Genomic DNA, 25,565 nt, shown 5'->3' on the forward strand with positions numbered 1-25,565 from the left:
CCGAGCAGTGGGCCACCGGAGGTTCCGGTGGCCCGGAAGGGAACCCCCAGCAGTGCCGATCACCGACTTCCCCCCAGCCCTCAGACGGGCGGCCGGTGCCGCCCTCGCCGGAGCGCTCGCCGTCGGCGCGCTCGTCACGGGGACCACGCCCGCCGCCGCGATCAACTCGTACAACGCCTCACCCGCACCGGAGCGCACCGAGGTCGGTGCCCTGGTGGTGCAGTGGGACGACGACGGCGACCCCGCCACCCCGGACCGGGTCGACTGGATGTGCACCGGCACCATGGTGGACGCCGACACCTTCCTCACCGCCGCGCACTGCACCAGCGACTGGCCGGCCGGCGCCCGCTTCCACGTCTCGCTCGACCAGGACGTCCAGGCCGGCCTGGACGCCGCCCGGGCCGCCCACCCCGGCGACCCGTCGGCCGTCGCCGCGGCGGTGGCCGTCGAAGGGACCGCCCATCAGGACCCGGCCTACCCGGGGCCCTCCTCGGACCCCCACGACATCGCCGTCGTCCAGCTGCCCGCGGCCGAGGTGGCCGCGCGCTGGACCTTCACCCCGGCCACGCTGCCCACGGAGGGCCGGCTCGGCGCGCTCGGGCCGCAGCGACTCGACGCGACCCCGTTCACCGTCGCCGGCTACGGCACCCAGGAGGCGCAACGCGGCCCCGGCGGCCAGACGCACCCGGGCGGCGGCGTGCGGATGAAGGCCCCGGTGGGCTTCGACGCGCTCAACGCCCCGTGGGTGCGGTTGGCGATGACCGCGCCGCAGGGCAACGGCGGCGCCTGCTACGGGGACTCCGGCGGTCCGAACTTCGCCACGATCGACGGCCGGACGCTGCTGGTCGCGACGACCGTCACGGGCGACGGGCCGTGCTACGCGACCAACGTCGCGTACCGACTCGACACGCCGGTCGCCCGGGGGTTCCTCGCCCCCTTCGTCGCGCTTCCCTGACGGGAGCCCGCCGGTCGGGCCCGCGGGCCCGACCGGCGCGCCCTGCGTGGGCTACGAGTCGGACCAGGCGCGGGTGGACAGCACCAGCAGATAGCCGTCGGGGTCCTGGAACGTCACACCCCAGGTGTCCCAGTACGGATTGTGAGCCGGCACCCGCTTCCCGCCGTGCCGTTCCAGCCGTTCCACGAGGGAGTCGGGCACCGGCTCGCCGAGGTAGACGACCAGGAGGTCCTCGGGGGTCGACCGCGGCTCCACGGGAGCGGCGGGGTCGTGCACGAGTTCCAGATGCCAGCCGGCACCGGGCCAGCCGACCATGAGGAGCGAGCTGCGGCCGGGGGTGCCGTCCGCCGCGTGCCGGTAGAGGACGTCGAGGCCGAGGCCCGAGACCCAGAAGCGTTCCGCCGCCCGGAGGTCGCGTGAGGGGCGGGCCATGCGGATGTGGGCGGTGGAGTCAGCCGGCATTTCGTGGCACCTCGTCATCGGGCGGGCCGGGCGTGGGCCGGCGGCCGGGTCTTCGGGCTCGGACGACAGCGAGCCTAGGGATCACGTGACCGCGTGCCATCGGGCGCTGGTCCTACGCCTGCGCGCCGAGGACCGACCGGCTCCCACCGGTACCTTCGACGTACGACCGCGGTGGCGCCGAAGCCCGGCCGCCCGCGACCGCCGTACCGGCCGCGGCTACTGCTGCGGGCTACCGCGAGTCCCGGTGCGCCACCACGGTGCGATGGCAAGAATCGGATCGTGGACGACACCCAGGCGCGCACGCCCGTGGCCCCCGACGGACGACTCGGCACGGCGGCCGAGCACCCGGGGTTCAGCGACCCCCGCTACCTGTGCAGACGCGCGGCCGTCGCGGCTCTCGCCCGTGGCCTGCGGGTCGGCGACCCGTCGCCGACGGTGGCGTACAGCGACAGCGAGGAGCGGACCTGGCGGGCGGTCCACCGCGCACTGTGGACGGCCCAGGGCGAGCACGCGTGCCGTGCCGTGCTGAAAGCCCGGGAGCAGGCTCCGATTCCCGCCGACCGCATCCCGCAGCACGCCGAAGTGGGCTCCCGGCTGCGGCAGTTGACCGGTTTCGACTTCACCGCGGCCGGGGGCGTGGTGGAGAACAAGCGGTTCCTGGGGTCGATGGCCGAGGGCTACTTCCACGCCGTACAGTTCGTCCGCCACCCGGCCATGCCGCTGTTCACGCCCGAGCCCGACGTCCTCCACGACGTCTTCGGCCACGGCATCCACCTGGCCTCGCCGGACTTCGCCGAGGTCTACCGCCTGATCGGAGAGGCGGCGAGACGCATCGACGACGAGGACGTCCTGCAGATGATCAGCGACGTCTACTGGTTCACCCTGGAGTACGGCGTCCTCCACGAGGACGGCACGCCCAAGGCGTACGGCGCGGCCCTGCTCTCCTCCTACGGCGAGATCCGACGGCTGACGCGGGCCCGCGTCCGACCGCTGGACATCACGGCCGTGCTCGCCACCGACTACGACATCACCGGCTACCAGCCGGTCCTCTTCGGCGCCCGGGCCCTGTCCGAGGTCGCCGACACACTGGGCGGCTTCCTCGAACAGCTCGACGACGACAGCGCACCCCGCTTCGGCCGCGCCGCCACGTCCTGACGGCCGGCCGGGGCCCTGCGCGCGGCCGTCCACGCCCCCGTGGCCTCATCGCAGAGATCGCCTCCTGCCGGACAGCGCCCACGGCCTGCCCTCGGGCACGGAGCAGGCCGGAACCGGCGGAGTGGTCTTCCCCGGAGCCGGCCGAACAGCGGAGGTGGGCGGCGTGGCCCCGGGCCGGTCTGCCGGTCCACGCCGCCCGCGCTCACGGGCGGAACGCGCTACGACGCGACCGCCAGGGCCGGGGCCGGGGCCCGGTTCCAGCGCATCCGGGACCAGGGCAGGGCCAGCTCGCTGCGGTCGGACACCTCGCGCGGCGCGAGGTCCGCGATCCGCGCGGCCTCGCGGTGCCGGGCGTAGACGGTGTCGACGTAGCGGTGGCCGGTGTCGGCGGCGACGAACAGCACCGTGCGTTCCGGGGCGCGCCGCCGCTCGTGACGGGCGACGAGGTACCCGGCGCCGGTCGACAGGCCCGCGAACACCGCGTGCCGCCGCAGCAGGTCGACGCTCCCGGCCAGCGCCGCGTCGAAGGAGACCCAGTGCAGGGTGTCGTACAGCTCGTGCGCGACGTTCCCGAAGGGGATCGAGCTGCCGATGCCGGCGATGATGATCTCGGGGTCGGCGACGTGCTCGGCGCCGAAGGTGACGCTGCCGTACGGCTGGACGCCGACCAGCTCGACGTCGGCCGGCCCCGCCGGCGAACCGTCGCGCAGGTAGCGGGCGAGGGCGCCGGTGGAGGCGCCCGATCCGACGCCGCCGACGACGGTGAGGCCGTCCGCCCCGACGGCGTCCCGGATCCGGTCGGCGATCGCGCGGTAGCCGAGGTAGTGGATGTCGTCGTGGTACTGCCGCATCCAGTGGTACTCGGGGTGCTCGGCGAGGACCTCGTGGATCCGTTCCACCCGCCGCTTCTGGTCGAGCTTGAGGTCGCTGCACGGCTCCATCTGCTCCAGTGTCGCCCCCAGCACGGCGAGTTGGGTGCGCAGCGTGTGGTCCACCGTGGTCGAGCCGATGATGTGACATCGCATGCCGTGCCGGTGGCACGCCAGGGCGAGGGCGTAGGCGTAGATGCCGCTGGAGCTGTCGAGCAGGGTGTCCCCGCGCCGCACGGCCCCGGTGTCCAGCAGGTGGCGTACGGCCGCGAGGGCGGAGACCACCTTCATCGTCTCAAAGCGCAGGCAGACGAGCCGGCTGTCGAGGCGTATCAGGTCCGGTCGGCCGATCGACTCCGCGACGTGCTGGTCCATGCGCAGGCTCCTTGCCGGTGGTGACGGTGGTGAGGGTGGTGAGGGTGGTGAAGGTCCGGGTGGCGGGGATGGCGTGGGCGTCCAGCCCCCGTACGCAGTCGCGCACGCGGTGTCGCAGGCCCGGCGCCGCGGGGTCGAACAGCACGCCGGCCACCGCGCCGCTGTGCGCGATCTGTACGCCCACCGCCCCGGCCCGCCGGGCGACGGCGGTCAGTGCCTCGAACTCCGGGTGCCGGAGCACCTGTTGGCCGCGCCGCGCGCTGGCGGTCGCGACCTCGCCGAGCAGCCGGACGTCGCCGGTCGCCACCGCCCGGCGCAGCATGGCGCGCAGCCGCTCGTAGGCCCGGACCTCGTCGGCGCCGGCCTCGGCGGGGGTCCGTGCGGGCAGCGCCAGGGTGTCCACCGGCTCGCCCCCGCCGAGGGTGCAGCCCACGACGACCAGTGGCGGCAGGGCCGGGCCGAGGACCTCCAGGACCCGGCCCTCGCGCTGGGCGAACAGCACCGGCCGGCCGTCCAGCATCAGTGGGTCGCAGGCCAGTTCGGCGCGCACGGCGAGCCGGGCGACGGTGTCGGCGGGGAGCCGCAGGCCGTACGAGTCGGCGACCGCGCGCACGGCGGCGATCACGTCGCTGGTGGAGCTGCCCATGCCCAGGCCCACCGGGATGTCGCCGGTGAGCCTCAACTCCCCGCCGCAGGGCGGCAGGGCGGCCCGCCGCGCGCACTCCGCCACCGTGAGGGCGGCGGCCCGCGCGGCCTTGGCCCGGTCGGCGGGCAGGACGGTCAGTGCCTCGGGCGGGGTGCCGGGTCGGCGGACGAACCGGGCGTCGCTGCCGGGCCCCGCCATCGGCAGGGTGACCAGGCCCGCGCACCGGTGCCCCTCGCCGTCGCGGAAGACGCCCTGGAGGAGTTCGCCGTGGTGGCACGGGGCGTACCCGGTGCCGGTGGGGAGGCCACCGGCACCGGGTACGCCCGGTCGGGCGGTGGAGGTCATGCGCCGTCCACCACACGGTAGCGGTACAGGACCGTCTCCTCGGCGCTGAACTGGGAGAACGGGAACGGCTCGGCGGAGAGCGCGGTGACCCCCGAGCCGAGGAAGGCGCGGGCGACGGCGCTGCCGGTCTGCGCGTAGACGATCAGCGGGATGTCCCGGGCCCGGCAGCGGGCCAGGACGGTGTCGAACGAGCCGTTGCTCAGGGTCATCCCGGTGGCGACGACGGCTTCGGCCCGGTCCAGCACCTCGTTCATGTCGTCGGTGACCGGGTCGCCCCACTGGGTGGCCCGGAGGTTGAAGTCGCAGAGCAGCGGTTCGCCGCCGCGCTCGCGGATCGCCGCGACCAGGGGGTTGACGACGCCGATCAGGCCGACCGCGGCGCCCTTCCCGATGTCCAGCAGCCCGGCGATGGCCGCGTCGCGGGCCCGTGCGCGCACCTCGGGGGTGCCGGTGGGAAGGATGACGGGCTCGGCCTCGCCGGCCGCGGCGGCGAGGCGGTGCGGGCGGGCCTCGGAGAGGTAGGCGTCGAGGGCCGCGATCCGCAACGGGCGCGGGGCCTCGCGCAGCAGGACGTCGAGCGGGGTGCCGGAGGAGTTCCGGCAGATCGCCGGGTCGATCTCGCCGGCTTCGAAGGCGCAGCCGCCGAACGAGCCGCCGAGGCGGACCAGTACGTACTGGTTGAGGTAGGTGGTCGCGCCGCCGGCCAGGCGGGTGCCGTGGTGGATCCAGAACACGCTGGTCGCGACGAGGTCGGCGGGCAGCGGGCCGTGTTCGCCCGCGAGGACGGCCTCGATCAGCGCGTCGACGGTCGGGGCGGCGGTCGGGGCGGTGGTCGCGTCGACGGCCGGGGTGGTGGCGGGGGTGGTGGTCGTCCGGTTCACGGGATTCCTCGTCATGGGGTGGGCTGGGGTGCGGGTATGGCGTTCGGGGCGCCGAGCGGCCCCCGGTAGGCGACCGAGGGGTGCCCGAAGGCGTCGGTGGTGAGTTCGGCGTCCACCTCGAAGACCTCGGCGAGCCGCTCGACCGTCAGGACGGTGCCGGGCGGGCCCGCGGCGACCAGGCGGCCGCGGTGCAGGAGCAGCAGCCGGTCGCAGTACCGGGCGGCGAGCGACAGGTCGTGCAGGGCGACCAGGACCGTCCGGGCGGTGCCGGTCAGCAGCTCCATGAGCTCCAACTGGTGCTTGACGTCGAGGTGGTTGGTGGGTTCGTCCAGCAGCAGCGCGTCCGGCTGCTGGGCCAGGGCGCGGGCGATGTGGGCGCGCCGGCGCTCGCCGCCGGAGAGCGCCTTCCAGGGGCGGTCGGCGAGAGCGGTGAGGCCGACGCGCTCCAGCGCGGCGGCGACCACGGCCCGGTCGGTGGCGTCCGGGCCGCTCCAGCGGTCCCGGAACGGGGTCCGCCCCAGGCCCACGACGTCGGCGACCCGCAGATCGCTGTCCACGCCCGAGTCCTGTTCCACGAAGGCGACCCTGCTGGCGATCCGGCGCGGGCTCCAGCCCCGGACGGACTCGTCGTCGTACCGGACGGTTCCCGCGTTCGGCGGGCGCAGGCCCGCCAGGCAGCGCAGCAGCGAGGACTTGCCCGAGCCGTTGGGGCCGAGCAGGCCGACCGTCTCGCCCGGCGCGATGTCCACGTCGACCTCGCGGACGACCGGGGTGTCCGCCACCGACCAGCTCAGCCCTTCGGCGGTGATCCTCACAGCTCACCCCTGCGGCGCAGGACCAGCAGGAACAGCGGCACGCCGAGCAGGGCGGTGACCACGCCCACCGGAACCTCTCGGGGGGCGAAGGCGAACCGGGCCAGCGTGTCCGTCCAGACGAGGAACACCGCGCCCACGAGTGCCGTGTACGGCAGCAGCACCCGGTGCAACGGGCCGACCAGGAACCGCACCCCGTGCGGGACGATCAGCCCGACGAAGCCGATGGCGCCGACGGTGGCCACCGCCACCGCGGTCAGCGCGGCCGTGACCACGAGCAGCAGCATCCGGGTGGGCCGCACGCCGATCCCGAGCGAGCGGGCGGTGTCGGTGCCGAACGCGAGACCGTCGAGGGCGTTCGAGCACAGCCACACCGCCAGCAGCCCCAGCGGGGTGGCGACGGCGCAGACCGCGACGGTGTCCCAGCGGGCCGGTGCCATCGATCCGAGCAGCCAGTGGGTGACGGCCCGGGTGGTGTCCGCGTCCGCCGAGGCCATCAGGACGAGCGAGGTCAGCGCGGTGAACAGCTGGCCGACGACCACACCGGTGAGGACGATGCGACGCGAGTCGAGGCCGGTGCGCCGAAGCAGCAGCAGGAGCAGCCCGAAGGAGAGCAGCGCCCCGGCCAGCGCCCCGCCGGTGACGCCGAGCGTGCCCGCGCCGATCCCGAGGACGACCACGGTGACGGCGCCCGCCGAGGCGCCCGAGGAGACGCCGAGCAGGTAGGGGTCGGCGAGCGCGTTGCGGGTGACCGCCTGGAGCACCGCGCCGCACACCGCGAGCGAGGCGCCGACCAGGGCGGCCATCAGGACGCGCGGCAGCCGGAGGTCCCAGAGCAGCGAGTCCAGCAGCGGGGGCAGCGGCTCGACGGCCAGTCCGAGCCGGGCGCCGAGGGCTCGGGCGAGGCCGCCCCAGCCGACGTCGGCGGTGCCGATCCGCACGGCCGCCGCCACCGAGCCGGCCAGGGCGCCGACGGCGAGGACGAGGAGGAGTGCCCGGGCCGCGGGCCGGCCGGCAGCGGCGGCCGGCCCGGCCGGGGCAACCGGTTCAGCGGACATACCCGAGGCCCTTCATGCCGTCCGCCAGCAGCCCGAGGGCGTGGACGGAGCGCACCGAGGGGTCCAGCTCGATGCCCGGCACCTCCAGGATCCGGTTGTCCCGCACGGCGGCCAGCTTGGAGATCACCGGGTGCCCGGTCATCGTGGCGCGCTTCTCGGCGGCGCTGTCGCCGGGCCGCCCGCGCTCGGACAGGTCGCCGATCACGATGAAGTCCGGGTCGCGCCTGGCGACCTCCTCCCAGGTGACCTCCGGCCAGTCCTCGGCCACGTCGTCGAAGGCGTTCCTCGCACCGACGATCCGGCTCATCTCGCTGGGCAGGCCGGTCCTGCCCGCCACGTAGGGCATCCCGTTGAAGACGGAGTAGAGGTAGACCACGGTGGGCCGCTCCGCGCCCTGGGGCGCCTCGGCGGCGTTCTCCCCGGCCTTGGCGACGGCCGCCCGCTGGTCGGCGGCGAGCCGGCCGGCCCGCTCCTCGGCGCCGAAGATCCGGCCCAGGTTCTCGTAGTCGGAGAAGAGCAGCTCGAACGGGGTCCGGCCGGCGGGGTTCTGCTGCGGGCAGTCGACGGCGCTCACGAAGCTCGGGACCTTGAGGGCGTCGAGCTCCTCGCGGGTGCCGGCCCGGTCCTCGGTGAACAGGCCGGTCTCGCCGGCCACGACGAAGTCCGGCAGCGCGGCGCGCAGTTGCTCGCCGGTGGCGATCCTGGGGGCGATCACCGGCACGGCGGCGTACGCGGCCGCGTACTTCGCGGGGATCTTGGTCTTGAGGTTGGCCGTTCCCACCATCCGGTCCTGGAGCCCGAGTTCGAGCAGCGTCTCGGTCGAGGTCTGATCCAGCGTGACGGTGCGCTTCGGCGGCTCGGTGACGGTCAACCGGCGGCCACAGCTGGTGACGGAGGCCGCCTGGGCGGCGGGGCCGCTGGTCGCTCCGGGGCCGCCGCCGGTGGCCGAGGCGCAGCCCATGGCGGTGAGAGCGATGGTCAGGGCGATGCCCAGGCGGGCGGGGTGACGCATGAGTTCTCCGGTCTGGATCGGGCGCGGGCGGGTCTGGGTGGGGCGCGGGCGCGGTCGGTCGATCCCCCGGACCGCTGGCCGGGGGCGCCGCGTTCTCACGGTACTGTAATGGTAATCATTTCCATTAATCACATCCGGGGCCGGTTCGCCGCCCCGATCCCCACCGCCAAGGAGCCACCACACCGTGACCACCACCTCCCCGCGGACGGCCGACACCGGTGCCCCGCCCGCACGTTCGGTCCTCCGCGACCCCGCGTTCCTGCGCCTGTGGGCGGGCACCACCGCCTCCGGACTCGCGACCTGGGCCCTGCCCTTCGTCCTCGGTCTCGCCGTCCTCCACCGCGAACTCGGCGCCGCCGGCCTCGGACTGGTCCTCGCTGCGCGCACCGCCGGCTTCCTCGCCGCCGTCGCCGTCGGCGGAGTGCTCGCCGACCGGCACTCCCGCCGCGCGGTCGTCCTGTGGTCCGCCCTCGCGGCGACACTCGCCGCGCCCCTGCTCGCCGCCGGTCTGGGCCGCTCGCTCGTGCTGATGACGGCCGCCGCCGTGCTCGCCGGAGCCGGACAGGGCGCCTGCCGCCCGGCGTTCCAGGCCCTCACGGCCGAGACCGTCGCGCCCGAGCGGCGCCAGCAGGCCAACGCCGCGACGACCATGGCCGTCCGCGGTTCCACGCTCGCCGGACCGGCCCTGACCGCGCTGCTCGCGGCCTTCCTCGACGTCCGGGCGCTGCTGCTCGGGATCGGCCTGCTCTGGCTGGTCGCCGCGCTCGTCCCGGGCCGCGGAACGGCCCCGGCCCCGGCCACCGACGCCGATCGTGCCCCGGAAGCGGCCCCGCGCGCCGGATTCCGCGCGGAGTTCCTGGAGGGAATCCGCGAGGCGCGCCGTCACCCGTGGTTCCTGGCCGGACTCGCCGCCCTCGTCGCGGTCATCGCCCTCGGCTACTCGGCCACCAGCGTCGCGCTGCCACTGATCAGCCGGGACCGCTACGGCACCGAATGGGTGCTGGCCGCCGCCATGACGGCGTACACGGTCGGCGCCCTCGGCGGGGCCGTGGTCATCGCCCGATGGCGGCCCCGCTCCCAGGGTTGGGCCGCCTTCGCCGGGCTGTCGGCGTACGGCGTCGCCCCGCTCAGCCTGATGCTGCCCGTGCACCCGGTCGTGGTCGTCGCCGCGTACGCGGTGGCCGGGGTCGGCATCGAGCTGTTCAACGTGCCCTGGTTCACGGCCACCCAGCGCGAGGTCGCCCCGGACAAGCTGGCCCGGGTCTCCTCGCTCGACTTCCTGGTGTCCTACGGCCTGGCGCCGGTCGGCCTCGCCGTGATCGCCCCGGCGATCGACTGGTTCGGGGTCACGGCCGTCCTCGCCGTGTGCGCCGCCGCCTGCCTCCTGGTGCCGGCCGCCGCCGCCCTGGTCCCGACCGCCCGTCACTTCGCCCGCACACCCCCGGCGGCGGACTGACCCGCCCGCCCGAGCCGCCACCCGCCCGGCCGCTGACCCGGCCCCGGCGTCGAGGCGGTGCCGACGCCGGGGCCGGGGCGTCCACCCGGAACGGTGCGGGCCCGCCCGCCGGGGGTGCGGGCGGGCCCGGGCCCGGGCAGGGCGTCAGATGCGGGTGGCGGTGAGGACGTGGTAGTCGAGGAGGCCGTCGCGCCAGGCGGTGAGGAAGTGACGGGACCAGTGGGCGGTGGGGACGGTGTCGGTGAGGTAGCGGTCGAAGCCGGGCCAGACGTCGGAGCCGATGGATTCGGTGGTGATGTCGGTGAAGCCGTGGCGGGTGAGGTCGGCGGTGAAGGCGTCGAGGGGGTGGGGGACGTCGAGGCCGTCGGCGAAGCTGGCGAGCATGATCTTGAGGCGTTCGGCGGCGTCGGGGCCGGGGGCGGTGAAGAAGGTGGTCACGACGAGGCGGCCGCCCGATCGCAGGACGCGGGAGGACTCGCGGGCGAAACCGCTCAGTTCGCGGAAGTGCTGGGCGGCCTCGACGGAGAAGACACCGTCCAGGTAGCCGTCGGAGAACGGGAGTTCGTCCGCCGAGCCCAGGGTGTAAGCCAACCGATCGGGGTACGTCGCCAGGGCTCTCGCGTTGACGGCCCGGGCCCGCTCGATCTGGTCCGGGTGGATGTCCACCCCCGTCACCCCCGCGAACCGGAACTCCCGCAGGGCGAGGGCGCTCCCCAGGCCGCGCCCGCACCCCACCTCCGCCAGCCGAAGCCGCTCGCGCGGTTCGGGGAACTCCCGCAACACCCGCCGGTACAGCTGCTCCTGGCTGCGCACCCGGTCCTCGGGGGTCGGCGCCGCGAGGCCGATCCCCTGCCAGTAGCCGAAGTTGATGAAACCGCCGGCGAATGACGGGGCCGTGCTGAGGTCGTCGGCGCCGTAGGTCTGGCGCACGGTCGGGGGGATGCGGTTGTGGTCCATGGGCCGCTGGGTCTCCTGGTCGGTGGGTGCCCGGCCGTCGGGCGTGCCGAGGTACGTACCCAAACCTGTGGTGGTCCGAACACGGTACGTGATGGCGGGGCGGGCGGTGTCCAGGGGGCGGCGGGGGGCGTGGTGGTGCTCCGAGGGGGCGCGGGCACCACCACGCGACGGGGGCGGCTACCGGGTGAGGGCGGCCGGGGCGTCGATCCGGGTCAGCTTCTGCGGGTTGCGCACGATGTAGACCCGGGTGATCCGGCCGTCCTCCACCGCGAGGCTCACCACCGAGGGTTCGCCGCCGATGTCGATCCGGCCGGCCGGAGCGCCGTTGAGCCAGACCGTGGCGGCGTCGAACGCGACCGGCAGCCGCCCGGCGCGGGCGAGCAGCGCCGCCACCGCCTCGGCCCCGTGCACCGGGGCGGTGACGGCCGCCGCGATCCCGCCGCCGTCGGCGATCAGGACGACGTCCGGCGCCAGCACCGCCATCAGGTCCTGCAACCGCCCGGTGCGCAGGGTCTCCAGGAAGCGCTCCACCACCTGTTGCTGCTCGGAGCGGCTCACCCGCACCCGGGGCCGGCGGGCCGCCACGTGCCCGCGGGCCCGGCGGGCGATCTGCCGTACGGCGGCCGGGGTCTTGCCGAGGGCCTCGGCGATCTCCTCGTACGGCAGCTCGAAGACCTCGCGGAGCACGAACACCGCCCGCTCGGCCGGCCCGAGGGTCTCCAGCACGGTCAGCACCGCGAACGAGACGCTCTCCGCGAGTTCGACGTCCTCGGCGACGTCGGGGCTGGTGAGCAGCGGCTCCGGCAGCCACTCGCCGACGTACTGCTCGCGTCGGCGGGAGAGCGTCCGCAGCCGGTTGAGGCCCTGGCGGGTGACGATCCGGATGAGGTAGGAGCGCGGGTCCTGCACCCGGTCGTGGTCGACCTCGGCCCACCGCAGCCAGGACTCCTGCAGCACGTCCTCGGCGTCGGCGGCGGAGCTGAGCAGCTCGTAGGCGACGGTGAAGAGCAGGCTGCGGTGGGTGACGAAGGGGTCCTCGGCCCCGGTCACGCCGGCGACGCCCCGGCCGCGTCGTCGACGGCGGCGGCGCCGCGCCGGGCCAGGGGGATCTCGCAGGAGTCCGAGAAGCCCTGGGAGCGGACGCCGTTCGCGGTGTTGTTCCTGGTGGCCATGTTGACGAAGGCCACGTAGGCGGTGAGTTCGACCATGGCCGCCGGGCCGAGCTCGTCCAGCAGGTGCTCGTACAGTTCGTCGGTGACGGCCGGCGGGGTCACGGTCATCGCCTCGGCGTACTCCATCACCTCCCGCTCCAGCGGCGTGAAGACCTCGGACGCCCGCCAGTTCGGCACCTGGCTCGCCTTGGCCAGGTCCAGCCCCTGGTTCCGCGCCTGGAAGTAGCCGACGTCCAGGCACCAGCCGCAGCCGACCTGCGCGGCCACCGCCATGTGCGCGAAGGACTTGAGGCTCTCGTCGAGCGCGTCCCACTCGGCGATCCGGCGGGAGAAGTCCAGGTTCGCGGTGGCGACGCCGGGGTTGTGCCAGATCGCCTCGACGGGTTCGAGCTCCGTCCCGAAGCCCTTGATCATGTTCTCGCTCAGCTCGGCGGGCAGCTGGGCCTTCGGCAGTCGCAGTGCCATGGTGTCCTCCCGGTTCGGGGGTTCGGTGGTGCGGCGGGTTCGCCGGACATGAAGACACCGGAGGGCACGCGGATGTGACAGCGCGATGCGAGAGCAGGGGAAAACGCTTTCCGGACGGGCCGGGCGGTTCGCTACAGTCCGCGGGTACCGCCGACCACCGCGAGGAGTACGACACCGTGAACGTCCCCGACGACCGCCCCGCCCCGCCGCTGACCGGAGGCGAGCGCGAGATGCTGCGCGGCTTCCTCGACTTCCACCGGGCGACCCTCGCCCTGAAGTGCGAGGGCCTGACCGACGAGCAGCTGCGGCTGCGCTCCAGCCCGCCGTCCACGCTCAGCCTGCTGGGCCTGGTCCGGCACATGGCGGAGGTGGAGCGGACCTGGTTCCGCCGGGTGATCAACGCCGAGGACCTGCCGCTGGTCTGGTCCGAGGAGGGCGACTACCAGGCCGCGTACGACCCCGCCGGCGCCACCCGGGCGGAGGCCTTCACCGCCTGGCGGACCGAGGTCGAGCACTCCCGGCGCATCGAGCTCGCCGCCGACTCCCTCGACGTCACCGGCCACCAGCCCCGGTGGGACGCCGAGGTGTCGCTGCGCCTGGTGATGCTCCACCTGATCCACGAGTACGCCCGGCACAACGGGCACGCCGACTTCCTGCGGGAGGCGATCGACGGGGTGGTGGGCGCCTGACGAGCCCGAGCGCCCTACCAGCCGAGCAGGTGGGTGCGGTGGGCGAGCGCCGCGAGGACGGCTTCGGCGGCGGTCTCGGGGGTGAGGGCGGTGGTGTCGAGCGCGTGGTCGGCGGCCTCGGCGGCCGGGCCGGCGTGCAGGACGACGTAGTGGAGGGCGGCGCCGGTGGTGCGGCTCTCGCGGCGGAAGGTGTCGAGGGCGGCCGGGACGGCGGGCGCCTCCACCACGACCTGGTAGCCCCGGGTGGCGTAGGCGAAGGCGGCCTGGGCGGCCGCGGCCAGGGCGGTGGCGTTCTGGCGCCCGGCCTCGGGCAGGTGGGGCGGCAGCTGGCCGCTGCGGATGACCCGCAGGAAGTCGTCCGTCCGCAGGTGGACGCTCGGGCTCAGCTCCCGGGCGAGCAGCTCCGCGACCGGGCTGTTCCCGGCCCCGTCGGGGTCGACGAGGACGAGGACGCCCCCGGCGCCCCGGCCGCCCCCGAGCTCCGGCCCACCTACGGTCGTACGGTTCACAGCTGCTGATCCCTTCGCGGGCCGGGGACGGTCGGGTAGCCGGGGGCGGGGCGGTCGGCGTGCGAAGGGGCTGGTCGGCCCCTGTACCGGACAACCGACCGCCTCGTCCCTACGACTGATGCGTTTCGGGGATCAACCTAGTCCAAACGGGTGGCGGAGTCGTCCCCCATCCGGTTCCTGGGCGGGTCGGAGGGGGAGGTCGGCGCGGGTCGGCGGGGAACTCCGGGCCGGTCGGCGGGGAGGCCGGGGAGGCCCGGGCGGGTCGGTGCCGGCCGCTACCGGTCCTCGGTGCGCAGCACGATCGGGTTGGTGAGCGCCGCCATCGGCCCCCAGGGCAGGTCCGGCCCCATCGAGTTTCCCCTGCCCGGGTTGCCGTCCGCCTTCGGGTGGCGCACCTCGGCCCGGACGTAGGAGGCGAGCGAGGCGGTGGTGCGCCAGACCACGGTGCCGGAGCCGTCGGCGGGCAGCGACTCCTGGTGCAGCTGCCCCTCGTCGGTGAGCAGGCGGACCGTCCCGCCGGGCACCCCGGACACGGTGAGCCGGACGTCCAGCGGGGCGTCGGCCGGGACGGTCAGCTCCTCGCCGATGCCCGCCCGGCGGCCGTGCCCGGTGACGGTGAAGTCGAGCTCGACGGCGGAGGACTCGGCCAGCCAGCTGCGCCCGGCGCGCAGCCCGTCCAGGATCGCGTCCCGGGTGAGGTCCTCGGCCAGCACCACGGTGTGCGGGGAGCCGATGGCCTGCGGCTCGCTGTGCGCGTCGCTGTCGCCCAGGGCGGGCAGCCAGGAGCGGCCCTCGCGCAGGGCGACGGCGAGCCGGCCGTCCCAGGTGTCCACCGCCGACTCGTCGTCGTACGTCCAGGGGCCGTTCCACACCTCGACGGCGTCGGCCCCCTCGTAGCCGAACTTCCACTGGCAGGCGACGTACGGGCAGTACGGGTGCGCGGGCACCACCAGGCCGCCGGCCCGGTGGACCTGGCGGACGAAGCGCGGGTACTCCTCGTCGCGCGAGCGGTAGCGCCAGTCGACGAACTGGCCGGGCTCCAGGCCGAGGGCCAGCCAGTGGCCGTTGCGGGTGGTGACCTCCTCGCCCGGCAGGATCAGCAGGTCGGGGCCGGCCAGCGGGCCCCAGGAGCCGTGCGAGGAGCTGGTGTTGTGGTCGGTGGAGACGATGAAGTCCAGGCCGGCCGCGCGGGCCCCGGCCGCCACCTCCTCGGGCGTGCGCCGCCCGTCGGAGTGGACGGTGTGCAGGTGGCAGTCGCCCCGGTACCAGGCCCGGCCGCGGCCGCGGGCCCGCTCCGCCGGGTAGTGGGGGGTGAACCGCGGCCCGGGCGCCCCGAACCGGAGGGTGACCTCGACGTGGTAGTCCAGGCCCTGCGGGGCGATCTGGTAGGGGCCGAGGACGACGTGCCAGGTGCCGGGGTTGATCGGGCCGGGGAGGTAGCCGGGGGTCGCGGCGCCGCGGGAGAGGCTGAACTCGGCGCGGAAGCCGCCGGACCAGCCGCGGAAGCCGGCACCGCCGAGGTCGGTGCCGCGGTCGTCGAAGATGCCGATGTCGCAGGAGTTGCCGGGGGTGCCGGCCGGGACCGGCGGCTTGTCGTAGCGGTAGGAGACGGCGATCTCGCGGACGCCCTCGGGCACTTCGACGGGGAGGTGGACGAAGTCGGGGGCGCCGGTGGGCAGATGGCCGGTGAGGGTGAGGGTGCGGTCGGCGGGGGCGCCGCCGGGGGCGTCGGTGGGGGCGGCGGCGGCCCCGGCGGTGGTGGCGGCCAGGCCGAGGGCGGTGGCGGCGCCGGTGGCGAGGCCGGTGCGGAGCAGGTCGCGGCGGGCGGGCTGGTCGTGGCGCGGGGTGCTGGGCTCGGTCGGCCGGTCGTGGCGGGGCGTGCTGGGCTCGGTCGGCATCGAGGTCTCCGGTTCGCGGCGGGCGGGTCGCTCGCGTGCCTACCCCGGCGAGTGAACCGGGGGTGAGTCGGGGCCCACGGTGGTGGGGCGGGGCGGTGAAGAGGTGCCGGGCGGGGGCGGGGGCGAGTTGCGGGGAGTGACGATTGGTCGGTTCATAGTCATGTCATCGATTTATATGAGAACTAGTGCGGATGGGAGACGGACGTGTCGGTGAGGCGGCGGACGCTGCTCATGGTGGTGGCCGGAGGAGCGCTGACGGGGTGCCGGACCAGGTCGTCGGGCGCCGACTCACCCCTGCTCCCGCCGGCCGGCTCCGCCTCGGGGGCCTCGGCGATACCGTCCGCCGTCCCGCTCGCGACGCCCGCCGACGGGCCCGCCGAGGCCGCCGCCGCGCCGACGGCCGGGCCGGAGCCCACGCCCGCCCCGGAGGCCGCGAAGCAGCCGGCGCGGGAGCCGACCCGGGCCGAGGTGGTGGAGCGGTACGACGGGCAGGCCCCGGGCGACTGGGGGCTGGAGGTGTCCGGGGTGATCACCGCGCTGCCGGAGGGCGAGAGCGCCATGGCGCTCACCTTCGACGCCTGCGGCGGCCCCGGCGGCAACGGCTACGACGCCGACCTGATCGACTTCCTGCGGGCGAACGGCGTGCCGGCCACCCTCTTCCTGAACGCCCGCTGGATCGACGCCAACCCGGAGGAGTTCGAGCGGCTCGCCGCCGACCCGCTGTTCGAGATCGGCAACCACGGCACCGCCCACCGCCCGCTCTCGGTCACCGGCCGCTCCGCGTACGGCATCGCCGGCACGCGCGACGTCGGCGAGGTGTACGACGAGGTGGCGGGCAACGCCCACAAGCTCGCCGAGCTGCTCGGGCACCCGCCCCGGTTCTTCCGCTCCGGCACCGCGCACTACGACGACGTCGCCACCCGGGTGGTCGCCGACCTCGGCCAGCGGGTGGCCGGCTTCACCGTGAACGGCGACGGCGGGGCGACGCTGCGGGCCGCCGAGGTGCGGCAGGAGGTGGCCTCCGCCCCGCCCGGCGCGATCGTGATCGGCCATCTGAACCATCCGGGCGGCGGCACCGCCCCCGGGGTGGCGGCGGCGGTGCCGGGGCTGCTGGCGGCCGGGCGGCGCTTCGTACGGCTCTCGGACGTGCTGTAGCCGGGCGGGTGGGGGCGCCTCGGGGCAGACGGCTCAGGCCAGGCGCAGGCCGCCCGGGTGCTCCTCCTCGATGATCCGGACCAGCCAGTCGAAGACCGTCGGCCCCCGGCCCGCCCGGGCGGCGTCCAGCTCGGCGGTGATCTGCGCGCGGTTGGCGGGATGGGCCCGGGCCAGCCGCAGCTCCAGTTGGCGGACCGTCTCCGGGTGGCCGAGGTTGCGGCGGGAGGCCTCGTGGTGGCGCCACTCGATGACCCAGTCGCCGTCCTCGGGCGTGCCGTAACCGCCGCGCAGGCAGTCGGCGAAGGCGTCGAGGTTGCGGCCGAAGTAGCCGTCCTCGCCGATGGTCCGCCCGACCGCGTCCCAGAAGTCCTCCAGGGTCCTGATCCCGTTGCCGTCGATCACATAGGTCACCGTCACGGGGTCGAGGATATGCGGCGCCGACGGCGGGTCAGGGGGAGACGGCGATCGCGGTGGCGAGCAGCCCGTCCCGGACCGCCCAGCGGCCGTCGAAGCCGTCGATCCGGCGGCCGCCGACCACCGGGCCGGGGACGAGCAGCCGGGCGGTGAAAGTGCCGTCGGGGGCGAGGTCGAGTTCGGCCTCGTGGAAGTCCAGGAAGAGCAGGGTCAGCGGGAACCAGGCCTTGTACACCGACTCCTTGGCGCTGAACAGGATGCGGTCCCACGGCACGTCCGGGTGCTCGGCGGCCAGCTTGGCGAGCCGCTGCTGCTCGACCGGCAGCGCGACCGCCTCCTGGACGCCCTCGGGCAGCGGCAGCGCGGGTTCGGCGTCGATGCCGACGGAGGCGAGGGCGCCGGCCCGGGCCACGGCCGCCGCGCGGAAGCCGTCGCAGTGGGTGAGGCTGCCGACCACGCCGTCCGGCCAGCTCGGGGCGCCGCGCAGGCCCGGGACCAGCGGCCGGTACGGGACGCCGAGCCGGGCGAGGGCGGCCCGGGCGCAGTGCCGGACGGTGGTGAACTCGCGGCGCCGCTTGTCGACGGCCCGGGCGACGGCCGGCTCCTCCTCGGGCTCCAGCCGGGCCTCCGGCGGGTCGTCGTAGGCCACCTCGGTCACCACGACGTCCGGCAGCAGGTCCCCGATCATCCGTTCCCCCCTCGGTCGGCCGCGCGGACGGTCGCCGCGCGGGACGAGGGTAACCCGGGTGGAGGGATCTTGGAGGGGGATCGGGGACCCCGGCCGGACGGCTCGGCCCGGCCCGGCTACTCGAAGGCGGCCGCCGCCTCGTGCAGTGCCCGGGCGACCGTCTCCGGGTCGTACGGCGCCGGGTCGCCGGGCCGGTAGGTGACGGAGTGCAGGGCGCCGGTGTAGCGGAACGAGCGGTGCCGCTCGTACACCGGCCAGGAGACCGGGGACTTGCGGTCGATGCCGACGCTGATGCCCTGGAACGGGGCCATGCCGATCAGCTGGTGGACCGGGCCGAGCCGGCCGCCCCGGGAGCCGTCCGGAAGGGTGCCGTCCCCGGTGCCGTCCGGGAACGGGCCGTCCAGGAACGGGCCGTCCACCGGTCGGCCGTCCACGATCAGCCGGAACTCCCACGTGAGGTCGGCGACGGCGGTGGCCTCCAGGGTGATCAGCCGGGTCCCGGCCGGCAGCGGGCCGCCGTCGGCCTCCAGCAGCTCGCCGTACTGGTTGTAGGCGAGGCGCAGCCGGCCGTCCTCGACGTAGAGGCTGTAGCCGCCGCCCTGGTCGCCGTGCGAGACCAGGACGCCCTGGTCGCCCGGCCGGTAGCCGTCCAGCGCGACCTCGACCGTGAAGGAGCGGAAGGAGATCAGCCGGGAGGAGCGGTAGCGCTCCAGCTCGGGAGTGCCGGCCAGCAGGGTGACCGGGCGGCGCAGCCGGTCCGCCTCGGGGCCGCGCAGGGCGAGGGCGCCGCTGCCATCGGCCAGCGGGAAGACCCCGTCGCGCCAGGCGGCGGCCTCCCAGGCGGCGGACAACTCCTTCACCAGACCCGGGTGTTCGGCGGCGAGGTCGTGGATCTCGGTGGGGTCGGTGCGCAGGTCGTACAGTGCCCACTCGCCGTCCTCGTACGGGGTGCCGGGGCGGTGCAGGGTGACCAGCTTCCAGCCGTCGCGGTAGTAGCTGCGGTTGCCGGTCATCTCGCAGTACTGCTCGTGGTGGGTGCTGGGCGCGGCGCCGTCGCGCAGCACGGAGGCGAAGCTGGTGCCGTCGAGCTCCTGGACCGGCTGGGACCGGCGCTCCGACGGCCGTTCCACGCCCGCGAGTTCGAGCAGGGTGGGCAGGATGTCGGTGACGTACTGGTACTGGGTGCGGACGCCGGTGTCGCCCTCGGCGCGCGGCAGGCCGGCCGGCCAGGAGAGCACGAAGGGGACGCGGACGCCGCCCGCGTGGGTCTGGCCCTTGTAGAGGCGGAAGGGGGTGTTGGAGGCCATGCCCCAGCCGCGCGGGTAGTGGACCAGACTCTGCGGGCCGCCGATCAGGTCGATCTCGCGCCGGACGTCCGGGTTCCAGTCCGCCGGCAGGTTCGGGTGGTGGACGAAGCGGCTGAAGTAGCTGCGGGTGCCCTCGGCGCCGCCCTCGCCGGTGCCGCCGTTGTCGCTGGTGAACACGATGACGGTGTTGTCGAGTTCGCCGAGGGCGGCCAGGGTGTCGGCGAGCCGGCCGAGGTTCTGGTCGACGTTGTCGACCATCGCCGCGTAGACCTCCATGTAGCGGGCGTACAACTTCTTCTGGACGTCGGTGAGTTCGTCCCAGGGGCCGACCTCGTACCCGGCCTCGGAGTTGCGTTCGGGCAGCTCGGTGCCGGGCGGGAAGTGGCCGGCGGCCAGCTGGCGGGCGAAGCGGGTGCGGCGCAGCTCGTCCCAGCCGCCGTCGTAGCGGCCGCGGTGGCGGACGAGGTCCTCGGGCTTGGCCTGGAGCGGGCCGTGCACGGCGTTGTGGGCGAGGTAGAGGAAGAACGGCTTGTCGGCGTCGTGGGCGCGCAGCGACTTGACCATCTTGACGGCCTGGTCGGTGAGGTCGTCGGTGTAGTAGTAGCCGTCGGGGAACTCGTCGATGTCCAAGGGGCTGTTGTCGCGGACGAGTTGGTGCGGGTGGAAAAGGCTGGTCAGGCCCTCCAGGACGCCGTAGTACTGGTCGAAGCCCTTCTGGAGCGGCCAGTTGGCGCGGTCGTCGGCGGCGTTGGAGGCGGAGTCCCGGGTGAGGTGCCACTTGCCGACCGCGTAGGTGGCGTACCCGGCGTCGTGCAGCAGCTCGGCCAGGGTGGGGATGTCCCCGGCGACCTCCATGCCGTAGCCGGGGAAGCCCGGGTCGGCGTTGGCGACGAAGGAGTAGCCGACCCGGTGCGGGTTGAGGCCGGTGAGCAGCGCCGCCCGGGCGGGGGAGCAGAGCGGCATGGTGTGGTAGTTGGCGAGCCGGACGCCGGTGGCGGCGAGGCGGTCCAGGGTCGGGGTGGGGATCTCGGCGCCGAACGGGCCGATGTCGCTGTAGCCCATGTCGTCGATCAGCACGACCACGATGTTGGGCGCGCCCTCGCGCGGGCGGACCCGCTGCGGCCAGGCGGGGACGGACTCGGCGAAGGTGCGGCCGACGGTGCCGGGGAAGCCGGCGTACGGGTCGCGGCGGTGCGGGTTCGGCTCGGGCGCGGTGCTCATGCGGGGCTCCGGGGGTGGCTGGGGCGGGGGGTGTCTCAGGCGGCGGCCGGAGCGGATTCCAGGCGCGGTACGGCGGCCAACAGCTCGGCGGTGTACGGGTGTTCGGGAGCGGTGACGACCCGGTCGGCCGGGCCGGTCTCGACGATCCGGCCGTGGCGCATCACCGCGATCCGGTGGCTGACCCGGCGGACCACCGCCAGGTCGTGGGCGATGAACAGGACGGCCAGGCCGAGTTCGCGCTGGAGCCGGGCGAGCAGCTCGATCACCTGGGCCTGTACCGAGACGTCCAGAGCGGAGACCGGTTCGTCGCAGATCAGTACGCTCGGCTCGGGCGCCAGCGCCCGGGCGATGCCGAGGCGTTGGCGCTGGCCGCCGGAGAACGCGCGCGGGTGGCGGTCGGCCGTGGCCGGGTCCAGCCCGACCTGCTCCAGCAGTGCGGCGACCCGGGCGGCGCGCTGCTCCCGGCCGCCGAGGCGGTGGACGATCAGCGGCTCGGCGATGATCTGCCCGGCGGTCATCCGGGGGTTGAGCGAGGAGTACGGGTCCTGGAAGACCAGTTGGACCTCCCGGTGCGGCCGCCGGCCGAGTTCCTCGCCGCGGAAGCGGATGCTGCCGCCGGACGGCGCGTGCGCCTGCACCAGCGCCCGGGCCAGGGTGGACTTCCCGGAGCCGGACTCGCCGACCAGGCCCAGCGTCTCGCCGGGGTGCAGGTCGAGGTCGACGCCGTGCAGCGCGGTGACGGGGCGCCGCCGGGAGCCGTACGTCTTGGTCAGGCCGCGGACGGTGAGCAGCGGCCGGGTGCCCGGGGTGCTGTTGGCGGCTGCCCGGGACGGTTCCGTCAGGCGTGGGACGGCGGCCGACAGCTCGCGGGTGTAGGGGTGTTCGGGGCGGGCGAGGACCTCGGCGGTGGTGCCGCGCTCGACCACCCGGCCGTGCCGCATGACCAGCAGCCGGCGGCAGGTCTGGGCGATCACCCCGAGGTCGTGGCTGATCACCACCAGGGCGGTGCCGGTCTCCCGGTTGATCCGGGCCAGCAGGCGCAGGATCTGCTGCTGGACGGTCGGGTCGAGGGCGGTGGTCGGCTCGTCGGCGACCAGCACCTCGGCGTCGTGGGCCAGGGCGAGGGCGATCATGATGCGCTGGCGCTGGCCGCCGGAGAACCGGTGCGGGTGGTCGCACAGCCGCCCGGCGGCGTCGGGGATGCCGACCAGGTCGAGCAACTCGGCGGCGCGGGCCCGGCGTTCGGCCTTCCGGAGCCGGCTTCCGTGGGCGCGCAGTGCCTCGTCCAGCTGGCGGCCGACGGTGAGTACGGGGTTGAGCGAGGACATCGGGTCCTGGAAGACCATGGCGATCCGCCGGCCGCGCAGAGCGCGCAGCGCCTCCTCGGGGAGCGCGGCGAGGTCCTGCCCGGCGAGTTCGACCGAGCCGGCGGTGATCCGGCCGCCGGGTGGCAGCATCCGCAGCAGGGCCAGCGCGGTGGTGGACTTCCCGGAGCCGGACTCGCCGACGATGCCGAGGGTGTCGCCCGCGGCCAGGTCGAAGGAGACGCCGTCGACGGCGGCGGTGCCCGGGGCGCGGGCGTCGCCGAACCGTACGGTGAGGTCGGTGACTCGGAGCACGGTGGTCATCGGCGGATCCCCCGGTTCAGGGCCTCGGCGATCAGCGTGAAGCCGAGCACCAGTGCGGTGGTGGCGGCCAGTGGGGCGGCCGCGAAGGTCGGGTCGGTGGCCAGGTAGGCGACGGACTGGCTGAGGATGCTGCCCAGGGTGGGATCCGGCGGGCGGACCCCGAGGCCGAGGAAGCTCATCGCGCCCTCGATGAACACGCCGAGCGAGAGCGCCACGGCGGTCTGCACGATCAGCGGGTCGACGGCGTTGGGCAGGACGTGCCGCAGCAGCACCCGGGCCCGGGAGGCGCCGCCGACCCGGGCGGCCACGGCGTACTCGCGCTCCCGCTGGACCAGGATGCCGGCCCGCAACTGCCGTCCGAAGCCCGGGATCTCGGCCAGCGCGATGACGATCACCACCGGCCAGCGGCCCGGGCCGAGGACGGCGGTCACGGCCAGCGCGAGGATCAGCCCGGGGAAGGCGAGCAGCAGGTCGAAGGCGCGCTGGACGGCGAGGTCGGTCCACCGGGAGGCGGCCGCGAGCAGGGCGGCGGAGCAGCCGAGCAGGGCGCCGATCGGGACGGCGGTGACGATCAGCGCGAGGTCGGTGCCGATGCCGTGCAGCACGCGGCTGTACAGGTCGCGGCCGAGGTCGTCGGTGCCGAAGGGGTGGGCGGCGCTGGGGCCGGCCAGCGCGAGCGCGCTCTGGGCGTTCGGGTCGGTGCCGGTGAGCAGCGGTGCGAGCAGCCCGGCCAGGGCGACCGCGCCGACCAGGACGAGGCCGGTCAGGCCGCGCCCGCTGAGCAGGGCGGAGCGGTGACGGCCGCGCGGTGGGGCGGACTCGAGGGGAAGGGTGGTGGTGGTCATCGGGTCACTCCCAGCGGATCCGGGGGTCGAGCCAGGTGTAGGCCAGGTCGGTGAGCAGTTGGACGGCCACGTGGACCGCGACCACGAGCAGCAGCAGGTCCTGCACCACCGGGTAGTCCCGGCGCAGCACGCCCTGCTCGATCAGCTGGCCGAGGCCCGGCCAGGCGAAGATCCGCTCCACCAGGACGGCCCCGGCGACCAGGTGGCCGATCTGGAGGCCGAGGACGGTGACGGCGGAGGGCAGCGCGTTGGGCAGCGCGTGCAGCCAGACGATGCGACGCCGGGAGACGCCGAGCGCGGTCGCGGTGCGGACGTACTCCTCGGCGAGGGCGCGTTGGATGCCGTCCTTGAGGTAGCGGGCCAGCACGGCGGCGCTGGGCAGGGCCAGGCAGACGGCGGGCATCGCCAGGTACTGCACGGCCAGGTCCGGCTCCGCCAGCAGGGATGCGTGCCCGCCGGCCGGGAGCAGTTCGAAGGAGACGGCGAACAGCAGAACCAGCAGCACGCCGGTGACGAACGGCGGGACCGCCAGGACGCCGGTGGTGACCGCCTGGACGGCGGCGGCGACCGGGCCGCGCCGGGTGGTGGCGCCGGCCACGGCCAGCGGCAGGGCGATCAGCACCACCAGCAGCAGGGCGCCGAGGGTGAGTTGGGCGGTGGCGCCGAGGCCGTTGCCGATCAGGTCGGAGACCTGGCCGCCGATCGCGTAGCTCGGCCCGAGGTCGCCGGTCAGCACCCGGCCGAGCCAGCTCGCGTACTGGCCGAACAGCGGTTCGTCGAGCCCCAGTTGATGGCGGATGGCCTCGACGGTGGCGGGGGTGGCGTCCGGGCCGGCGAGGGTGGTGGCCGGGTCGCCGGGGATCAGCCGGAGGATGAGGAAGACCAGGAAGGAGGCGAGGACCAGGACGAGCAGTCCGCTGGGGAGGCGTTTCAGGAGGAAGGTGCGCATGGGGTTCCGGGCCGTCCTGCTCAGGCCGTGAGGTAGGCGTCGTCGAGGTTGAGGTAGCCGAACTTGTTGAGCGTCACGCCCCGGGCCCGGCGGCCCGCGACCTCGACCAGTCCGGCGATGGCGAGGTCGATCACGAACTCCTCGTCCAGCAGCACCTCGGTGATCTGCTGGTGGAGCGCCCGGGCCTCGGGGCTGTCGCCGTCGCCGCGGTTCCAGGCGCGCTGCACCAGGTCGGTGTAGGCGGGGGAGTCGAAGCGCGAGCTGTTCCTGGCCTCGTTGAAGGGGTAGGCGCTCACCGCCAGGGTGGCGGGCTGGAGCTGGGCGAAGCCGTGGCTGAGCGTCCACAGTGCGGGCATGGCCTGGGAGATCAGCTGCTTCTGCATGGTCGGCGAGTCGGCCGGCTGGAGCACCGTCTCGATGCCGACCTGCCGGAGGTCGTACTGGAGGACCTGCGCGATGGCGGTCGGCCCGGCCTCGTTGGAGTGGGCGAAGGGCAGGGTGATGTGCTCCGCGCCCGCCTCCCGGAGGAGCGCCCGGGCCCGCTCCGGGTCGTGCCGGTAGTGGGTGGCGCCGGCCTCGGTGTAGGCGGGCGAGGACCTGGGCCAGGGCACCGAGGAGGCGGTGCCGTAGCCGCCGAGGGCCTGCTGGACGAGCCGGTCGCGGTCGACGGCCCAGGCGATGGCCTGGCGGACGCGCTTGTCGCGGACGTGTTCGGCGGTGACGTCGACGCCGATGTAGTGGGCGCCGGAGCCGGTGTCGTACTGCTTGATCCGGAACCGCGGGTCGGTGCGCAGGGTGGCGACGTCCTTGCCCCGGATGTTGTAGGACAGGTGGGTCTGGCCGGTCCTGAGCGAGGACAGCAGCGACTCCGCCTGCGGGATGATCCGGATCTCCACGCCGTCGAGGTACGGGCGGCCGGGGTTCCAGTAGCGCTCGTTGCGGGCGAAGGAGAGCGAGGAGCCCGGTTTGCGCCCGGTGAGGGCGAACGGGCCGGTGCCGATCAGCCGGGTGCCGGCGACGGCGTCCTCGATGCTTTCCCGGTCCGGGATGATCATGAACTCGAAGAGGTCGAAGAGGTTGCTCACCGGGTGGGCGAGCACCAGGGTCAGTTCGAAGTCCCCGTTCCGGCGGAAGTCGGTGACGGTGGCGGCGGTGGAGCGCAACTGGGCCGAGCGGGCCGGGTTCTGGAGGTTCCGGACGGCGAAGACGACGTCGTCGGCGGTGAACCGGCGGCCGCTGTGGAACAGCACGTCCTCGCGCAGCCTGAGCGTGACGCTCAGGCCGTCCGGGGCGGTCTGCCAGGCGGTGGCGAGTTCGGGCTGCGGCTGGAGCCGGTCGTCGTACCTGGTGAGGGTGTTGAAGACGAGGCGCTGGACGAGGGTGTTGGCGCTCACGGCGAAGAGCAGGCTCGGGGTGACGTCGATGCCGGTCGAGACGGTCAGCACGCCGCCCCGGCGCGGGGAGCCGGCGTCCACGGCGTCGGCCGCGTTCCGGGCGTGCTCGACGGCCGACCGGCAGCCCGCGAGCGTCAGCAGGCCGGCGCCGGCGAGGCCCGCGCGCAGCAGGGCGCGGCGGCTCGGGGCGGCGGGGGGACGGGGGAGCGCGGTCATAAGGGTCCTTCGGGGACAGGGGGCTGGTGCGG

The 25,565-nt window shown here is 74.8% G+C and carries 25 protein-coding genes; 5 read left to right on the forward strand and 20 right to left on the reverse strand.

The genetic code is table 11. The features are described from left to right. The first annotated feature begins 52 nt into the window (after nt 1-52). Entirely contained in the window at nt 53-955 is a 903-nt protein-coding gene (locus ACIQI7_RS26620) for a trypsin-like serine protease (RefSeq protein WP_401114183.1), read from the forward strand. A 51-nt stretch (nt 956-1,006) separates the two neighbouring features. On the opposite strand, the gene ACIQI7_RS26625 is transcribed toward ACIQI7_RS26620, so the two are convergent. After that, entirely contained in the window at nt 1,007-1,417 is a 411-nt protein-coding gene (locus ACIQI7_RS26625) for a VOC family protein (RefSeq protein WP_401114186.1), read from the reverse strand. A 279-nt stretch (nt 1,418-1,696) separates the two neighbouring features. Here ACIQI7_RS26625 and ACIQI7_RS26630 point away from each other — a divergent pair, with 279 nt between their 5' ends. Then, nucleotides 1,697-2,572, forward strand: coding sequence for a phenylalanine 4-monooxygenase (locus ACIQI7_RS26630; protein WP_401114188.1), 876 nt, complete (start codon nt 1,697-1,699; stop codon nt 2,570-2,572). 218 nt (nt 2,573-2,790) lie between these two features. Here ACIQI7_RS26630 and ACIQI7_RS26635 read toward each other — a convergent pair whose 3' ends face one another. The 6 genes from ACIQI7_RS26635 to ACIQI7_RS26660 all read right to left on the reverse strand — a co-directional run bounded on the left by ACIQI7_RS26635 (nt 2,791) and on the right by ACIQI7_RS26660 (nt 8,570). Beyond that, on the reverse strand, nt 2,791-3,816 hold the full coding sequence (locus ACIQI7_RS26635) for a pyridoxal-phosphate dependent enzyme (protein ID WP_401114191.1): 1,026 nt from the start codon (nt 3,814-3,816) through the stop codon (nt 2,791-2,793). Then, nucleotides 3,737-4,807 (reverse strand): GHMP kinase, encoded by a 1,071-nt coding sequence (locus ACIQI7_RS26640; protein ID WP_401114194.1) that lies wholly within the window; start codon nt 4,805-4,807, stop codon nt 3,737-3,739. The genes ACIQI7_RS26635 and ACIQI7_RS26640 overlap by 80 nt, the downstream gene beginning before the upstream one ends. Next, a complete protein-coding gene (locus tag ACIQI7_RS26645) occupies nt 4,804-5,604 on the reverse strand; it encodes a Rossmann-like domain-containing protein (RefSeq protein WP_401114601.1) in 801 nt (266 codons plus the stop codon). Before ACIQI7_RS26645 ends, ACIQI7_RS26640 begins: the two co-directional genes overlap by 4 nt. A 95-nt stretch (nt 5,605-5,699) precedes the next feature. Next, nucleotides 5,700-6,503, reverse strand: a complete 804-nt coding sequence (locus tag ACIQI7_RS26650; protein WP_401114197.1) for an ABC transporter ATP-binding protein — start codon at nt 6,501-6,503, stop codon at nt 5,700-5,702. Beyond that, complete coding sequence (locus ACIQI7_RS26655) at nt 6,500-7,558, reverse strand: FecCD family ABC transporter permease (RefSeq protein ID WP_401114200.1); 1,059 nt, start codon at nt 7,556-7,558, stop codon at nt 6,500-6,502. Before ACIQI7_RS26655 ends, ACIQI7_RS26650 begins: the two co-directional genes overlap by 4 nt. Then, nucleotides 7,548-8,570 (reverse strand): ABC transporter substrate-binding protein, encoded by a 1,023-nt coding sequence (locus tag ACIQI7_RS26660; protein ID WP_401114203.1) that lies wholly within the window; start codon nt 8,568-8,570, stop codon nt 7,548-7,550. The genes ACIQI7_RS26655 and ACIQI7_RS26660 overlap by 11 nt, the downstream gene beginning before the upstream one ends. A 184-nt stretch (nt 8,571-8,754) precedes the next feature. On the opposite strand from ACIQI7_RS26660, the gene ACIQI7_RS26665 reads away from it, so the two are divergent. Then, on the forward strand, nt 8,755-10,026 hold the full coding sequence (locus tag ACIQI7_RS26665; RefSeq protein WP_401114206.1) for an MFS transporter: 1,272 nt from the start codon (nt 8,755-8,757) through the stop codon (nt 10,024-10,026). Nucleotides 10,027-10,170: 144 nt separating this feature from the next. Here the strand turns inward: ACIQI7_RS26665 and ACIQI7_RS26670 are convergent, their stop codons facing one another. From ACIQI7_RS26670 to ACIQI7_RS26680, 3 genes are all read right to left on the reverse strand, one after another. Next, nucleotides 10,171-10,983 (reverse strand): class I SAM-dependent methyltransferase, encoded by an 813-nt coding sequence (locus ACIQI7_RS26670; protein WP_401114209.1) that lies wholly within the window; start codon nt 10,981-10,983, stop codon nt 10,171-10,173. Nucleotides 10,984-11,160: 177 nt separating this feature from the next. After that, nucleotides 11,161-12,033 (reverse strand): RNA polymerase sigma-70 factor, encoded by an 873-nt coding sequence (locus ACIQI7_RS26675; RefSeq protein WP_401114212.1) that lies wholly within the window; start codon nt 12,031-12,033, stop codon nt 11,161-11,163. Next, a complete protein-coding gene (locus ACIQI7_RS26680; RefSeq protein ID WP_401114215.1) occupies nt 12,030-12,620 on the reverse strand; it encodes a carboxymuconolactone decarboxylase family protein in 591 nt (196 codons plus the stop codon). The genes ACIQI7_RS26675 and ACIQI7_RS26680 overlap by 4 nt, the downstream gene beginning before the upstream one ends. A 230-nt stretch (nt 12,621-12,850) precedes the next feature. On the opposite strand from ACIQI7_RS26680, the gene ACIQI7_RS26685 reads away from it, so the two are divergent. Beyond that, nucleotides 12,851-13,309 (forward strand): DinB family protein, encoded by a 459-nt coding sequence (locus tag ACIQI7_RS26685; RefSeq protein WP_401114604.1) that lies wholly within the window; start codon nt 12,851-12,853, stop codon nt 13,307-13,309. Nucleotides 13,310-13,323: 14 nt separating this feature from the next. Here the strand turns inward: ACIQI7_RS26685 and ACIQI7_RS26690 are convergent, their stop codons facing one another. The 3 genes from ACIQI7_RS26690 to ACIQI7_RS26700 form a co-directional block, all read right to left on the reverse strand. After that, a complete protein-coding gene (locus ACIQI7_RS26690; protein ID WP_401114218.1) occupies nt 13,324-13,818 on the reverse strand; it encodes a hypothetical protein in 495 nt (164 codons plus the stop codon). 275 nt (nt 13,819-14,093) lie between these two features. Next, a complete protein-coding gene (locus tag ACIQI7_RS26695; protein ID WP_401114221.1) occupies nt 14,094-15,716 on the reverse strand; it encodes a CehA/McbA family metallohydrolase in 1,623 nt (540 codons plus the stop codon). Between the two features lie 182 nt (nt 15,717-15,898). Continuing rightward, nucleotides 15,899-16,276: a hypothetical protein gene (locus tag ACIQI7_RS26700; RefSeq protein WP_401114224.1), complete on the reverse strand. Its 378-nt coding sequence runs from the start codon at nt 16,274-16,276 to the stop codon at nt 15,899-15,901. Between ACIQI7_RS26700 and ACIQI7_RS26705 the strand changes: the two genes are divergently transcribed. After that, a complete protein-coding gene (locus ACIQI7_RS26705; protein ID WP_401114227.1) occupies nt 16,242-16,871 on the forward strand; it encodes a polysaccharide deacetylase family protein in 630 nt (209 codons plus the stop codon). The genes ACIQI7_RS26700 and ACIQI7_RS26705 overlap by 35 nt on opposite strands. Before the next feature lie 33 nt (nt 16,872-16,904). Here ACIQI7_RS26705 and ACIQI7_RS26710 read toward each other — a convergent pair whose 3' ends face one another. From ACIQI7_RS26710 to ACIQI7_RS26740, 7 genes are all read right to left on the reverse strand, one after another. Continuing rightward, the gene (locus ACIQI7_RS26710; protein ID WP_401114230.1) at nt 16,905-17,288 is read right to left on the reverse strand and encodes a barstar family protein; all 384 of its coding nucleotides are present in this window, start codon (nt 17,286-17,288) and stop codon (nt 16,905-16,907) included. Between the two features lie 31 nt (nt 17,289-17,319). Beyond that, nucleotides 17,320-17,973, reverse strand: coding sequence for a 4'-phosphopantetheinyl transferase (locus tag ACIQI7_RS26715; RefSeq protein ID WP_401114233.1), 654 nt, complete (start codon nt 17,971-17,973; stop codon nt 17,320-17,322). 116 nt (nt 17,974-18,089) lie between these two features. After that, nucleotides 18,090-20,501 carry an arylsulfatase gene (locus ACIQI7_RS26720; RefSeq protein ID WP_401114236.1) on the reverse strand — a complete coding sequence of 804 codons (2,412 nt, stop codon included), beginning with the start codon at nt 20,499-20,501 and terminating at the stop codon, nt 18,090-18,092. A 35-nt stretch (nt 20,502-20,536) separates the two neighbouring features. Next, entirely contained in the window at nt 20,537-22,129 is a 1,593-nt protein-coding gene (locus tag ACIQI7_RS26725; RefSeq protein WP_401114238.1) for a dipeptide ABC transporter ATP-binding protein, read from the reverse strand. Further along, complete coding sequence (locus tag ACIQI7_RS26730) at nt 22,126-22,974, reverse strand: ABC transporter permease (protein WP_401114241.1); 849 nt, start codon at nt 22,972-22,974, stop codon at nt 22,126-22,128. The genes ACIQI7_RS26725 and ACIQI7_RS26730 overlap by 4 nt, the downstream gene beginning before the upstream one ends. Before the next feature lie 4 nt (nt 22,975-22,978). Next, nucleotides 22,979-23,923, reverse strand: coding sequence for an ABC transporter permease (locus ACIQI7_RS26735; RefSeq protein ID WP_401114244.1), 945 nt, complete (start codon nt 23,921-23,923; stop codon nt 22,979-22,981). 20 nt (nt 23,924-23,943) lie between these two features. Continuing rightward, a complete protein-coding gene (locus ACIQI7_RS26740; RefSeq protein WP_401114247.1) occupies nt 23,944-25,533 on the reverse strand; it encodes an ABC transporter substrate-binding protein in 1,590 nt (529 codons plus the stop codon). Nucleotides 25,534-25,565: the final 32 nt, after the last annotated feature.

Source organism: Kitasatospora sp. NPDC092039, assembly GCF_044756065.1.
Lineage (GTDB): Bacteria > Actinomycetota > Actinomycetes > Streptomycetales > Streptomycetaceae > Kitasatospora.

What these genes read in the sequence shown, in the direction of transcription:
- ACIQI7_RS26625 (WP_401114186.1), bottom strand. Translation starts at nt 1,417, where the DNA reads ATGCCGGCTGACTCCACCGCCCACATCCGCATGGCCCGCCCCTCACGC.
- ACIQI7_RS26635 (WP_401114191.1), bottom strand. Translation starts at nt 3,816, where the DNA reads ATGGACCAGCACGTCGCGGAGTCGATCGGCCGACCGGACCTGATACGC.
- ACIQI7_RS26640 (WP_401114194.1), bottom strand. Translation starts at nt 4,807, where the DNA reads ATGACCTCCACCGCCCGACCGGGCGTACCCGGTGCCGGTGGCCTCCCC.
- ACIQI7_RS26655 (WP_401114200.1), bottom strand. Translation starts at nt 7,558, where the DNA reads ATGTCCGCTGAACCGGTTGCCCCGGCCGGGCCGGCCGCCGCTGCCGGC.
- ACIQI7_RS26660 (WP_401114203.1), bottom strand. Translation starts at nt 8,570, where the DNA reads ATGCGTCACCCCGCCCGCCTGGGCATCGCCCTGACCATCGCTCTCACC.
- ACIQI7_RS26670 (WP_401114209.1), bottom strand. Translation starts at nt 10,983, where the DNA reads ATGGACCACAACCGCATCCCCCCGACCGTGCGCCAGACCTACGGCGCC.
- ACIQI7_RS26680 (WP_401114215.1), bottom strand. Translation starts at nt 12,620, where the DNA reads ATGGCACTGCGACTGCCGAAGGCCCAGCTGCCCGCCGAGCTGAGCGAG.
- ACIQI7_RS26685 (WP_401114604.1), top strand. Translation starts at nt 12,851, where the DNA reads ATGCTGCGCGGCTTCCTCGACTTCCACCGGGCGACCCTCGCCCTGAAG.
- ACIQI7_RS26695 (WP_401114221.1), bottom strand. Translation starts at nt 15,716, where the DNA reads ATGCCGACCGAGCCCAGCACGCCCCGCCACGACCGGCCGACCGAGCCC.
- ACIQI7_RS26700 (WP_401114224.1), bottom strand. Translation starts at nt 16,276, where the DNA reads ATGGCGCTCTCGCCCTCCGGCAGCGCGGTGATCACCCCGGACACCTCC.
- ACIQI7_RS26715 (WP_401114233.1), bottom strand. Translation starts at nt 17,973, where the DNA reads ATGATCGGGGACCTGCTGCCGGACGTCGTGGTGACCGAGGTGGCCTAC.
- ACIQI7_RS26720 (WP_401114236.1), bottom strand. Translation starts at nt 20,501, where the DNA reads ATGAGCACCGCGCCCGAGCCGAACCCGCACCGCCGCGACCCGTACGCC.
- ACIQI7_RS26725 (WP_401114238.1), bottom strand. Translation starts at nt 22,129, where the DNA reads ATGACCACCGTGCTCCGAGTCACCGACCTCACCGTACGGTTCGGCGAC.
- ACIQI7_RS26730 (WP_401114241.1), bottom strand. Translation starts at nt 22,974, where the DNA reads ATGACCACCACCACCCTTCCCCTCGAGTCCGCCCCACCGCGCGGCCGT.
- ACIQI7_RS26735 (WP_401114244.1), bottom strand. Translation starts at nt 23,923, where the DNA reads ATGCGCACCTTCCTCCTGAAACGCCTCCCCAGCGGACTGCTCGTCCTG.
- ACIQI7_RS26740 (WP_401114247.1), bottom strand. Translation starts at nt 25,533, where the DNA reads ATGACCGCGCTCCCCCGTCCCCCCGCCGCCCCGAGCCGCCGCGCCCTG.